This is a genomic window from Bradyrhizobium cajani, from assembly GCF_009759665.1.
GTDB lineage: Bacteria > Pseudomonadota > Alphaproteobacteria > Rhizobiales > Xanthobacteraceae > Bradyrhizobium > Bradyrhizobium cajani.
This window is the reverse complement of the sequence record NZ_WQNE01000003.1, coordinates 217,788-230,006: the sequence shown is the minus strand read 5'-3', so window position 1 is coordinate 230,006 and position 12,219 is coordinate 217,788. Positions and strand designations below refer to the sequence as shown.

Below are 12,219 nucleotides of genomic sequence, written 5' to 3'. Positions count from 1 at the left end.
CGGTCATGCCACCTGCGCCGTTACCGGGCGAGCCAGCAGGGATTCCACCTCGGCCCTGACCGTCGTGATCGCGATCTCCTTCACGGGTCCATAACCGCGGATGTTCATGGGGGCCTTGGCCAGGGTGATGAGATCTGCCAGACGCGCAGCGTCGAGTTCGCCGAGCATCCGCTCGATCAGGCCTTCATACCAGCCGATCAGTTCCCGCTCCGCGCGCCGTTCGGCCGTGTAGCCGAACGGATCGAACGGCGTCCCGCGCAGCCCCTTCAATCGCGCGAGCACGGCGAGCGGCGTCTGGATCCACTGGCCGAAGGCGCGCTTGCGTGGCCGGCCGCGGGCGTCGCGTCGTGAGGTAAGAAACGGCGGCGCGAGGTGGTACGTGATGCTGTAGTCGCCGTCGAACTCCCGCTTCAGTTCGTCGATGAAGTCGCTCTGCATGTGCAGGCGCGCCACCTCGTATTCGTCCTTGTAGGCCATCAGCTTGAACAGGGAGCGTGCGACCGCCTCGGTCAGCATCTCGCTGTTCAGAGCGGACTCGGCGCTGCGGACCCTCGCGACGATCGCCCGGTAGCGCGCCGCATAAGCCTCGTTCTGATAGGCAGTGAGGAAATCGGCGCGGCGGTCGATGAGCTGGTCGAGCGTTTCAGCCTTGGCTGCGTTGTCAGACTTCGGCAGAAATTCCGGATCGGCGGCGGCGATCCGGCCCCAGGCAAAGGCGTGCTTGTTGCGATCGACGGCGACACCGTTGAGCTCGATGGCACGCAGCAGAGCTTGCAGCGAGACAGGAACCAGGCCGCGCTGCCAGGCAAAGCCCAGCATGATGATGTTGGCATAGACGGCATCGCCGAGCAGCCGTTCCGCCAGCGCATTGGCGTTGATCGTGTCGAGATTGGCGTCGCCGACCACGTGGCCGATGGCGCGCAGCCGGGCGGGCGAGGCGAGATCGGCATCGCGGAAGCGGACGACGTCGCCGGTCGGCATCTCCGCAATGTTGATTGCGGCGCGCGTGCCGCGGCGATAGGTGCCGGACGCCTTTGGCGAGGAACTCACGACGAAGTCGCAGCCGATCAGCGCATCAGCCGCGCCCTGGTCGATGCGCACCTGGTGCAGCGCCTCGGGAGATGGCGCCAGACGGATGTAGCTCAGCACGGGCCCGAACTTCTGCGCAAAACCGGTGAAATCCAGCACCGAGACGCCGCATCGTTCGAGATGCGCGGCCATGCCGATCAGCGCGCCGACCGTGATCACGCCGGTGCCGCCGACCCCGGTCACCAGCAGGTCGTAAGGCCGGTCGAGCGTTGCAGAGGCGGGCAGGGGAAGCGTGGCTGCGCGGCCGATGGCATCAATCTGGCTCGCGCTCTTCTTCCGGCGCGTCGCACCCTCGACGGTGACGAAACTCGGGCAAAAGCCGTTGAGGCAGGAAAAATCCTTGTTGCAGGTCGAGAGGTTGATCTGGCGCTTGCGGCCGAACGGCGTTTCCTTCGGCTCGACGCTGAGGCAGTTGGACTCGACCGAACAATCGCCGCAGCCCTCGCAGACGAGGTCGTTGATGTAGGCAAAGCGCTTGGGATCGGCCATCTGCCCGCGCTTGCGCCGCCGCCGCTTCTCCGTGGCACAGGTCTGCTGGTAGATCAGGACGGATACGCCGGGGATCTCGCGCAGCTCGCGCTGCACGGTGTCCATCTCCTCGCGCGGATGAATGGTCACGCCGTCGGGTAGATCCGCCGGCGAAAACTGCGCGGGATCGTCCGAGACAAGCGCGATGCGCCCAACGCCTTCGGCGCGGACGTTGTGCGCAATCGCATGCACGCTGACGGGACCGTCGACCGGCTGGCCGCCGGTCATTGCGACGGCGTCGTTGAACAGGATCTTATAGGTGATGTTGGCGTTGGCCGCGATCGCCTGCCGGATGGCCATCGAGCCGGAGTGATAATAGGTGCCTTCGCCGAGATTCTGGAACACGTGCTTGTGGCCGGTGAATCGCGAAGAGGCCGCCCAGTTCACGCCTTCGCCGCCCATCTGGATCAGCGACGAGGTCTCGCGGTCCATCCAGCTCGCCATGAAATGGCAGCCGATGCCGGCCAGCGCCTTCGAGCCCTCCGGCACCTTTGTCGACGTGTTGTGCGGACATCCCGAGCAGAAATAGGGCGTGCGCGTCGCGCCGCTGACGTTGATGGTGCGCGCGGCCTCTGGCATCAGGGCGGCGGCGCGTGCAGCGAGATTGAGGCCCGGAAACATCGGATCGAGCCGGCGCGCGAGCACGCCGGCGAGCGCGCGCGGCGACAATTCGCCGATCCAGGAGATCAGCCGCGCCCCTCGCTCGTCGTGCTTGCCGACCATGCGCTCGGGCTTGGTGCCCGGATAGTCGTAGAAATACTCCTTGAACTGGCTCTCGATGATGCCGCGCTTTTCCTCGACCACGAGGATCTCGCGCTTGCCCTTCACGAACTCCATCGCGTCATGCAGCGCCAGCGGCCAGACCATGCCGACCTTGTAGATGTCGATGCCGATGCTGCGGCAGGCCGCTTCATCGAGGCCCATCAGCCGCAGCGCTTCCATCAGGTCGAGATGGGCCTTGCCCGTGGTGACGATGCCGTAGGTCGCGTTCGGAATGTCGTAGATGTGGCGGTCGATCGGATTGGCCTTCGCAAAGGCATACACCGCGTGCTTCTTCGCCTCCAGCCGCTCCTCGATCTGCGGGCCCGGCAGGTCCGGCCAGCGATAGTGCAGGCCGCCCGGCGGCGGCGTGAACTCTGGCGCATGGAAGGCACGCGGCGGGCGGAGCGCGACGGATGCGCCCGACTCCACGATCTCCGAGATCGCCTTGAAGCCGACCCACATGCCGGAGAAGCGGCTCAGCGCGTAGCCATATTCGCCGAACTCGAGATACTCGCCGACGCTTGCGGGGTGCAGCGTCGGCATGAACCAGCTCATGAAGGCGACGTCGGACTGGTGCGGCATCGAGGATGAGACGCAGCCATGATCGTCGCCGGCGACCACCAGCACGCCGCCATGCGGCGAGGAGCCGTAGGCGTTGCCATGCTTGAGCGCATCGCCGGAGCGATCGACGCCGGGGCCCTTGCCGTACCACAGTCCGAACACGCCATCGACCTCGCGATCTGCTTGCGTCTCGACCTGCTGCGAACCCAGCACGGCGGTCGCCGCGAGGTCCTCGTTCACGGCGGGCAGGAATTCGATCCGGTCCCGCTTCAGCCGCTCCTCGATGCGCCACAGTTCGAGATCGACGCCTCCGAGTGGCGAGCCGCGATAGCCGGAAATGAAGCCGGCAGTGTTGAGGCCGCGCGCGCGGTCGCGCCGCGCCTGGTCGAGCGCGATACGGACGATGGCCTGCGTGCCCGTGAGAAAGACGCGGCCCTCGTCGCGGTCGTAGCGGTCGGAGAGTTCGTAGGTGTCGAGTGACGGAATGGCGTCCATGGCGGACCTCGCGCGGCATCCTGCCCTGATGATGGAAGGTTATGCCCGGGAGGCTGGTAAGTATTACCTATTTATCCCGAGTGGATCAATATTTCGGTAGAATTTTGCGTCATGGGATCAAATTTGGTAGATGTTGTCGTCTTGGGAGGCCCCATGATCGAAGAGCAGGACACACGGATTCTCGCGCACCTCCAGAAGGACGGCCGCGCCACCAACCAGCAGCTTGCGGAGGAGGTCGGCATGTCGACCTCGGCTTGCTGGCGCCGGGTGCGTTCGCTGGAGGAGAGCGGCGTCATCAAGGGCTATGCCGCGCTGGTCGCGCGCGAGCAGGCGGGTTTTGCGATGTCTTCCATCCTCCACGTGTCGCTGGAGCGGCACGACGCCAAATTCGTCGACGAATTCGTGGCCAGCGTCACGAAGCGCCGCGAGGTGCTGGAGTGCTTTGCGACCACGGGCGATGCCGACTATCATTTGCGCGTGGTCGTGCAGGACATGGCGGCCTATAACCGATTCCTCGACGAGTTCATGTTCCGCATCCCCGGCATCCGCTACGTCCGCAGCAACGTGGTGCTGAAGGAGATCAAGACCGGCGTGGCTCTGCCGTTTTGATGGTCGCGGCAAGTGAGCTGCCGTAGGGTGGGCAAAGCGAAGCGTGCCCACCTCTTCGCGCGTAATTGTTGATGGATGGTGGGCACGGCGCTTACGCGCCTTTGCCCACCCTACGGCATTGTGCGTTGGGGCTACCGCTGCTCCCGCACAAACCTGTTCCGCAACGTCCCGATGCCGGTGATCTCGATCTCAACGACGTCGCCGTGCTTGATGTCCGGCGAAGCACCGTCGGTGCCCATCCAGATCACGTCGCCGGGCCACAGCGTGAAATACTTGGTCAGCTCGACCAGGAACGGCACGACGCCGAAGATCATGTCGTTGGTGTGAAAGCGGTTGGTCTCCCTGCCGTTGACCCTGACGATGGTCTGTATTTTAGCGAGATCGGCCTCGGTCTCGATCCACGGGCCCATCGGCTTGAACGTGTCGGCGTTTTTGGAGCGCCACAGGCTGCGGTCGGCCTTCTGCCAGCTGCGCTCGCTGACGTCGTTGCCGATGGTGTAGCCGAACACGCAATCCATCGCGTTCTGCCTGGTGAGGTGCTTCACCTTCTTGCCGATGACGACGACGAGCTCGCCTTCATAGTGGATCTTGTCCGTCGCAAAGGACGGGATCACGACCTCCTCGTCATGCGCGATCAGCGCGTTCTGCGCGCGATAGCCGATCTCGGGCCGGTCGGGAACCGCCGGCACCTCGCCGCGCTTGTCGGCGGCCTCCTTCAGGTGCTTCAGATAGTTCAGGCCGACGCAGTAGAAGGTGCGCGGGATCAGCGGCAGCTCGATCTTGACCCGCGCCAGCGGATGCGTGCGCGAGCTGCGCTGCCATTCGCCGAAGGGATCGCCATCGACTGCGATCACCTGATCGCCTTCAACGATTCCCCAGGAGGTCTTGTCCGAGGCGGTGAATTTCAGCCAGCGCATCGTGTGTCCTTGTTGTTATTCCGCGGCATCGCGTGGCGGGACCTTCCAGGCTTCCGCCGCCGGCCGCCTGAGTCCGAGATTCTCGCGCAGCGTCTTGCCGCGATAGTCCTTCTGGAACAAGCCGCGCCGCTGCAACTCCGGTACGACGTGCTGCACGAAGTCCGCATAGGAGCCCGGCACATACGTCGCGGCAATGACGAAGCCGTCGCAGCCGCGCTCGACGAACATCTCCTCGAGCTTGTCCGCAATCTCCTTGGGACCGCCGACCATCGCGTCCTGGACCTGGCCGCGGCCGGAAAATGTGACGAAGTCGCGCGCGCTCGGGTTGCTCTTGCCCGAGTTCTTCAGCACACCATCGCGAATGCCCAAGATGCCTTGCATGCTCTTCAGCTCGTCCGTCGTCAGCGGCTCGTCGAGGTCCTTGGACGCGAAATCGTAGTTGAGCGCTTCGGCGAGCAGCGATAGCGCGTCGATCTGGAGCGGCAGCTTGTTGATGAGCGCCATCTTGTCTTCGGCTTCGGCTTTGCTCGCGGCGCAGACCGGTGTCGTCAGGTTGCAGAGGAACATCTGGTCGGGATCGCGGCCGGCCTTGGCGGCCTCGTTGCGGACGGCCGCATATCCGTCCTTGGCGCCGGCCAGATTGCGCGCCGCGGTGAAGATGACTTCGCCCCATCGCCCGGCAAAGCGCTGGCCGCGGCCCGACGCGCCGGCCTGGATGATCACGGGATGGCCCTGGTCCGAGCGCGGCACGGTGAACGGTCCGCGCGACTTGAAGAACGGGCCCTTGTGATCGAGCCGCTTCACCTTGGCCGGATCGGCAAAACGGCCGCTGTTTTTGTCCATGATGAGCGCGCCGTCCTCCCAGGTGTCCCAATGGCCGAGCACGACCTCCATGAACTCATCGGCGCGGTCGTAGCGGGAATCATGTTCCGGATGAGAGTCCCGGCCCATGTTGAGCGCCTCGCCATCGTTAAGCGAGGTGACGACGTTCCAGCCGGCGCGTCCGCCCGACATCAGGTCGAGCGTTGCGAAGCGGCGCGCGACGTCGAACGGTTCGTAATAGGTGGTCGAGCAGGTTGCCCCAAGCCCGAGCTTCTCGGTGACCATCCCCATTGTCGTCAGCACGATCAGCGGATCCATCTTCACGCAGCGAATGCCGTATTCGACGGTGTGGGCATGGTCGTTGCCATAGCGGTCCGGCATCGCCAGGCGATCGTCGAAGAAGGCCATGTGAAACTTGCCGGCTTCGAGGATCTTCGCGATCTCCTGGTAATAATCCGCCGACATCGAATCGTCCCGCGAGGCGGGATGTCGCCACGAGCTCGGCAGGTTGGTGCAGTTTTGCGCCTGGAGGAAGCCGACCAGTACCATCTGCCTCGTCATGCTGCTGTTCTCCGAAGATCCGTCAGGCCAGATCGAGGACGGTGTCGAGCCGGTACTCGCGCGCCAGTGCGCGCAGTTTCTCCCAGGTGGCGTCCTCGATCTCGATGCCGTCGCGCAGGCGCTGCTGCTCGCGCAAACCCTCGATCTCGCCGGGATAGAACACGCCCTTGCTGCCTTCGGACGGCGGCGTCGATTTCAGGTAGCGCGCGAATTCGGCGACCTCGCGCTTGAACTCCTTCAGCGGACGGAACGCCGCGACGTTGAACACCGCCATGAAGCAGCCGTCATTGTGCCGCCCCGTGGGCTCGACGCCGAAGCCGAGCCCGGTGAGCAGGCCGCAGAGCACCTCGACCATCGCGGCGAGGCCGCTGCCCTTGTAGCCCTCGGTGCCGCCGAGCGGCAGCAACGCGCCACCCTTGCGGTACTGGGTCGGGTCGGTGGTGTGCCGTCCCTCGGCATCGATGATCCATCCCGTCGGAATCTCCTCGCCGCGAGCCACCGCGAGCTGGATTTTTCCGGCCGCGACCGCCGAGGTTGCCATGTCCAGATAGAACGGCGCATCGAGATCGGACGGCACCGCGATCGAGATCGGGTTGGTGCCGAGCCGCGCCTCGCGGCCGCCGAACGGCGCCACGTGCTTCGGCGAGCGTCCGGAGTCCGCCGTCGCGATCCCGATCATACCCTCGCGCATCGCCATCAGGGGATAGGCGGCGAGGCGCCCGACATGGCTCTGGCGGAACACGGTGCAGGCGGCGAGGTTCGTCGTCTTCGCCTTCTCGATGGTCAGCGCCATCGCCTTGGCATTGACGTGGAAGCCAAAACCCCAATGGCCGTCGATGACGGTCGTGGTCGGCGATTCCTGAACGACGGACCATTTGGCGCCGGGCACTATGTGGCCGGCCTTGATGCGGTCGATGTAGGTGGGAACGGCAATCACGCCGTGGGAGTCGTGACCGGCGAGATTGGCGTTGACGCAGCCGACCGCGACGGCATCGGCTTCGTCCTCGGATGCGCCGGCGGCACGGAGCAGCGCGGCGCTGATGCGCGTGAGGCGGTCGGCCCTGACGATCGGCATGGCGTTCCCTCGGTCTCCGCTCTTGGCGGGCGGTGCTTGGGTGCCATCGTCTCAAAGCGGGGCCGCGATATCAATCTCCCGTAAACCAATACAGGGCTGCAAATTCGTGGAGAGGAGGCGCCCTTCATCGAGTATCCATACCGTCCGGCGGTATTTTCGACAGTTTCGTGCTGGTCATTCGCAGCTCGTTCACTTTGATCGGCGGTTTGCGGCGCGCAATAACGACCACTTAGGCGATCGCCGCTCATAACGGCACCCGGGAGAAAATGGCAGAATGCCCGGGAGCTGAGACCGTGCCGACGACCCTCGCGCGCACCTTTGCAGCGTTGAGCGCTATCAACGAAGCGATCCTCTACGCGAAATCGCCGGACGAGCTGTACCAGAAGGTCTGCGACGCCGGGTTTTCGAGTGGGGATTTTCTGGCCGTTGCCGTGTTCCTGGTCGGGCCGGACGGCCGGCAATTGCATTTTGCCGCCGGCTGCGGCGACGACGTTGCGCGGCTGCGGGAGCTCAAGATCACCACGGAAGCCGGCACGCCCGAAGGATCAGGTGTCGGCGGCGAAGCATTTCGCGATCAGAAGCTGTGCATCAGCAATGACTATCTGAACGATCCGCGCTCCCTGGCATGGCGCGAGGGCGCGGCCAAGGCCCGGATCGGCGCGGCTGCGGCGCTGCCGCTGCTCTGCAACGGCAGCAGCGTCGGCGTGCTGTACGTGACCCGGAGCGAAGCCGGCTCGCTGAATGAGCAGATGGTGTCGCTGTTCGAGCGCATGTCGGCCAACATCTCCTATGCACTGGACAATTTCGCGCGCGAGACCGCGCGGCAGGCCGGCGAGCGGGCAATGCGGCGGCTCAACCGCATGTTCGGCGCCATCAGCGCGACCAACGAGGCCATCCTGCGCGCCAAGACCGAGCAGGAACTGTACCAGCTTGTGTGCGACGCCTCGGTGCACAGCGGCAAGTCGCTGGCGACCATCGTTCTGCTCCGCGAACCGGACTCGCACTGGATGATTCCGGTCGCCTCCACCGGACAGAATCTCGAACTGGTCACCCAGGCGCGCTATTCGATCGATCCGGAGAATCCCTACGGCAAGGGAATATCCGGCGAGGTGTTCCGGACACAGAAAGCCGTCGTCGAGGACGATCTCGCCAGCCGCACCAGGGGCTCGCCGTGGGAGCAGGCCAACGTCAACACCGGGGTCGCGGCTTGCGTGGTCGCGCCGCTGATCAGGCGCGGAGAAAGTGTCGGCGTCCTCTTGTTCTTCATCAGCCGCTCCTGGGCCAAGGACGAGGAGATCGTCGCGCTGCTGCTGCGCATGGCGGAGAACGTCTCGTTCGCGATCGAGAACTTCGGCCGCGAGGCCGAGAAATCCAGGATCGCAGCGGAGGAAGAGCGCCTCGCGCGCATGTATGCGGCGCTCAGCGCCACCAACGAGGCGATCCTGCGCGCGCGGTCGCGGTCCGAGCTGTTCGACCTCGTCTGCGAAGCGACGGCGAAAGGCGCCAAGTTCACCTCGGTCACCATCGCGCAGGTCGATCACAAGGCCGAGCTGCTGCGCGTCGTCGCTTGTTACGGACCGAATGCGGACCAGGTTCGCAACTTCAAGTTCTCCACCTCTGACCAGGTGCCCGAAGGGCGTGGGCTGACCGGCACCGCGTTCCGCACGCGCCAGCCCGCCGTCAGCAACGACGTCCTGGCCGACGACCGTATCGCGCCGTGGCAGGCCAGCGCCCGCCGCAACGGCATCGCGTCCTCCGCGGCGTTGCCGCTCTTCAACGGCGACCGTGTCGAGGGCGTGTTCCTGTTCAACTCGCCGGAGTGTGACACTTTTACGGACGAGTTCGTCGAGCTGCTGCGCAAGCTTCAGGCCAACGTCGCCTTCGCGCTGGAGAATTTCGATCGTGCCGATGAAAAGGCCAGGGCCGACAAGCAGCGCAACAGGTTGAGCGGCATGTTCGAGGCGCTGAGCGCCACAAACGAAGCCATCATGCGCGCCAAGAGCCGCGAGGAGCTGTTCGAGGTTGCGTGCCAGGCGGCGGTGCTGGGCGGTGTCTTCGCGTCGGTGACGATCGGAATCATGGACGAAAAACGCGAGCTCGTCCGGGTCGTCGCGGTCAAGGGACGCCTCCAGGAGCTCATGGCTGGACGTACTTGCGTTGTTTCACCCGATCATCCCGAGGGACAGGGAATCATCGGCACGTCGTTGCGCACGCGACGGTCCAGCGTGATCAACGACTATCTCCACGACCCACGATCGGCGCATTGGCATTCCAAGGCGGCCGAGGACGGGACTCGGGCGGCCGCGAGCTTCCCGCTGCTGCGGGCGGGGCAGGAACCGATCGGCATTCTGCTGTTCCTCGCGCCGGAGGAGAACACGTTCACGCCGGATCTGGTCGAACTGCTCGGGCGCCTGGCCGAGAACGTGTCGTTCGCGCTCGACAATTTTGATCGCGCGGAGGAAAAGGCCCGCACCGAGGCGCAGAAGGAACGCCTGACGCGCATGTTCGCGGCCCTGAGCGCGACCAATGAGGCGATCATGCGGGCGGAATCGCGCTCCGAATTGTTCGACCTCGTGTGCCTCGCCGCGTCGAACGGCGCCAAGTTTACCTCGACGACCATCGCGCTCGCCAGCACCGACAGCGACCAGCTCAAGATCGTCGCCAGTGCCGGACCGTCGTCCGACACCACGCGCAACGTCCGCCTCTCGGTCGATCCCGAGCGCCCCGAAGGTCGGGGGATGGCCGGCACGGCGTTCCGAACGCGGCAGCCGTGCATCAGTAACGACTATCTCAACGACCAGCGCGTGAGCGCCTTCCATGCCATCGTTCGCGGCGACGGCGCGCGGTCGGGCGCGGCGATTCCGCTCATCGTGCATGGCCAGGCCGTCGGCGTCATGATCTACATGTCGACCGAGAAGGACACTTTCACGACCGAGTTCGTCGAGCTGCTGCAGCGGCTCGCCGACAACGTCGCCTTCGCGATGGAGAATTTCGATCGCGCCGACGAGAAGAACAAGGCCGACGAGCGGATCGAATATCTCGCCTCGCATGACAGCCTGACCAATCTGCCGAATCGCGAGACTTTCAACGGCCTGCTGCGCGGGGCGATCGAGACGGCCCAGCGGCACGACCACCGCTTCGCGCTGCTGTTCATCGATCTCGACCGGTTCAAGGTCATCAACGATTCGCTCGGCCACGAGGCCGGAGACCTGCTCCTGCTCGAGGTCGCGGATCGGCTGCGCAACGCGCTGCGCACGAGCGACGTGGTGGCGCGCCTCGGCGGCGACGAGTTCGTGGTGATCCTCGACCAGTGCGGCGAGATCGACGACGTCCAGCGCATCGCCACCGAGCTGCTCACGGCGCTCGCCGAGCCGACGGAGCTGGCCGGCCACGAGTGCCACACCACGGCGTCGATCGGCATCGCGATGTATCCGGCCAATGGTGCCGACGCGCAGACGCTGACCAAGAACGCCGACATGGCGATGTATCTCGCCAAGGAAGACGGCAAGAACGGCTATCGCTTCTTCTCCAAGGAGGTGAAGACCCAGTCGATCGAGCGGCTGTCGCTGGAGAGCGCGCTGCGCCGGGCGCTGGAGCGCGAGCAGTTCTCGCTGAACTATCAGCCCAAGGTGGACATGGAGACCGGCCAGATCACCGGCGTGGAAGCGCTGCTGCGCTGGACCCATCCGGAACTCGGCAGCGTCTCGCCAGCGCAGTTCATTCCGCTTGCGGAAGAGACCGGGTTGATCGTGCCGATCGGCCGCTGGGTGCTGAATGAAGCCTGCGCGCAGGCCATGGCCTGGCAGCGCCGAGGGCTGCTGCCGTTGTCGATGGCGGTGAACCTGTCGCCGCGACAGTTCGCCGACGAGCATCTGTTGCAGGACGTCGACGAGGCGCTCGCCGCCAGCGGCATGTCGCCGGTGCTGCTCCAGCTCGAGGTCACCGAGAGCATGATGATGCGCAATGTCGGGCGTGCGCTCAAGGTGCTCGATGCCATCCAGAGCCGCGGCATTCGCCTCGCCATCGACGATTTCGGCACCGGTTATTCGTCCATGTCGCTGATGAAGCACTTCCCGATCGACACCATCAAGATCGACCGCTCCTTCGTGCGTGACCTGCCGCAGGACTCGGAAGACCAGGCGATCGCGCAGGCGATCATCAGCATGGGCAAAGCGCTCGGCATGACCGTGGTCGCCGAAGGCGTCGAGAACGCCGAGCAGGAGGCATTCCTGCGCACCCACGGCTGCGACGAGATGCAGGGCTATCTGATCGCCAAGCCGCTGCCGGCGCGACAGATGGCCGAACTGCTGCGGCCGATGGTGCTGCCGGTTGCGCCGCCGCTCCAGCCGGAGCGGGATCTGGCTGCCGAGGCGGCGGTGGCGCTACGGTTGAAACGCGCTGTCGTCTGACGGCTGCGGGTGCAGCTCGCGGACGTCGTGATCGCGCTCGGCCTTGCTCGGAAAATCCTGCGGCCCGGTCAGCGAGGTCTGTTCGACGAACAGCGCGAGGACGGTGCGCGCGCCTTTGGCGAAGCTCGTTCCCTCGCCCAGGCCGAGCTCTAAGCACCATGCGCCGCTCATCGGCTCATGATCGTCGAACACCGCCATGGCGGGACCCCACCACCAGGCAGGCGCCGGCGAGCGCTCGTCAGCGGGCACGATGCGCCAGCGGGCGTACTCCTCCATCACACGCTCGAACTCCAGGCGTGCAGCCTGATGCATGCGGTCGATACTCCTTGAATCCGCGCCCGATGGCAGGCCGATGCGGGGATTCGATCGTGGCCTCGACACTCGGAAAGAT

7 protein-coding genes are annotated in these 12,219 nt (G+C 65.2%); 2 read left to right on the top strand and 5 right to left on the bottom strand.

What is annotated here, in order from left to right:
* Positions 1-3: 3 nt before the first annotated feature.
* Positions 4-3,435: an indolepyruvate ferredoxin oxidoreductase family protein gene (locus tag GPL20_RS06035; RefSeq protein ID WP_157328656.1), complete on the bottom strand. Its 3,432-nt coding sequence runs from the start codon at positions 3,433-3,435 to the stop codon at positions 4-6.
* A gap of 153 nt (positions 3,436-3,588) precedes the next feature.
* Between GPL20_RS06035 and GPL20_RS06030 the strand changes: the two genes are divergently transcribed.
* Positions 3,589-4,044, top strand: a complete 456-nt coding sequence (locus GPL20_RS06030) for an Lrp/AsnC family transcriptional regulator (protein ID WP_157328654.1) — start codon at positions 3,589-3,591, stop codon at positions 4,042-4,044.
* 131 nt (positions 4,045-4,175) lie between these two features.
* On the opposite strand, the gene GPL20_RS06025 is transcribed toward GPL20_RS06030, so the two are convergent.
* From GPL20_RS06025 to GPL20_RS06015, 3 genes are read right to left on the bottom strand one after another with little or no spacing between them, the layout of a single operon-like run.
* On the bottom strand, positions 4,176-4,961 hold the full coding sequence (locus tag GPL20_RS06025; RefSeq protein WP_157328652.1) for a fumarylacetoacetate hydrolase family protein: 786 nt from the start codon (positions 4,959-4,961) through the stop codon (positions 4,176-4,178).
* A 15-nt stretch (positions 4,962-4,976) separates the two neighbouring features.
* Complete coding sequence (locus GPL20_RS06020) at positions 4,977-6,344, bottom strand: LLM class flavin-dependent oxidoreductase (protein WP_157328650.1); 1,368 nt, start codon at positions 6,342-6,344, stop codon at positions 4,977-4,979.
* A gap of 22 nt (positions 6,345-6,366) precedes the next feature.
* A complete protein-coding gene (locus GPL20_RS06015) occupies positions 6,367-7,419 on the bottom strand; it encodes an Ldh family oxidoreductase (protein WP_157328648.1) in 1,053 nt (350 codons plus the stop codon).
* A 293-nt stretch (positions 7,420-7,712) separates the two neighbouring features.
* Here GPL20_RS06015 and GPL20_RS06010 point away from each other — a divergent pair, with 293 nt between their 5' ends.
* Complete coding sequence (locus GPL20_RS06010; protein ID WP_254125789.1) at positions 7,713-11,828, top strand: bifunctional diguanylate cyclase/phosphodiesterase; 4,116 nt, start codon at positions 7,713-7,715, stop codon at positions 11,826-11,828.
* On the opposite strand, the gene GPL20_RS06005 is transcribed toward GPL20_RS06010, so the two are convergent.
* Positions 11,802-12,140 carry a hypothetical protein gene (locus GPL20_RS06005; protein WP_157328643.1) on the bottom strand — a complete coding sequence of 113 codons (339 nt, stop codon included), beginning with the start codon at positions 12,138-12,140 and terminating at the stop codon, positions 11,802-11,804. The two genes, GPL20_RS06010 and GPL20_RS06005, sit on opposite strands and share 27 nt — an antisense overlap.
* Between the last annotated feature and the right edge of the window lie 79 nt (positions 12,141-12,219).

What these genes read in the sequence shown, in the direction of transcription:
- GPL20_RS06015 (WP_157328648.1), bottom strand. Translation starts at nt 7,419, where the DNA reads ATGCCGATCGTCAGGGCCGACCGCCTCACGCGCATCAGCGCCGCGCTG.
- GPL20_RS06035 (WP_157328656.1), bottom strand. Translation starts at nt 3,435, where the DNA reads ATGGACGCCATTCCGTCACTCGACACCTACGAACTCTCCGACCGCTAC.
- GPL20_RS06025 (WP_157328652.1), bottom strand. Translation starts at nt 4,961, where the DNA reads ATGCGCTGGCTGAAATTCACCGCCTCGGACAAGACCTCCTGGGGAATC.
- GPL20_RS06020 (WP_157328650.1), bottom strand. Translation starts at nt 6,344, where the DNA reads ATGACGAGGCAGATGGTACTGGTCGGCTTCCTCCAGGCGCAAAACTGC.
- GPL20_RS06030 (WP_157328654.1), top strand. Translation starts at nt 3,589, where the DNA reads ATGATCGAAGAGCAGGACACACGGATTCTCGCGCACCTCCAGAAGGAC.
- GPL20_RS06005 (WP_157328643.1), bottom strand. Translation starts at nt 12,140, where the DNA reads ATGCATCAGGCTGCACGCCTGGAGTTCGAGCGTGTGATGGAGGAGTAC.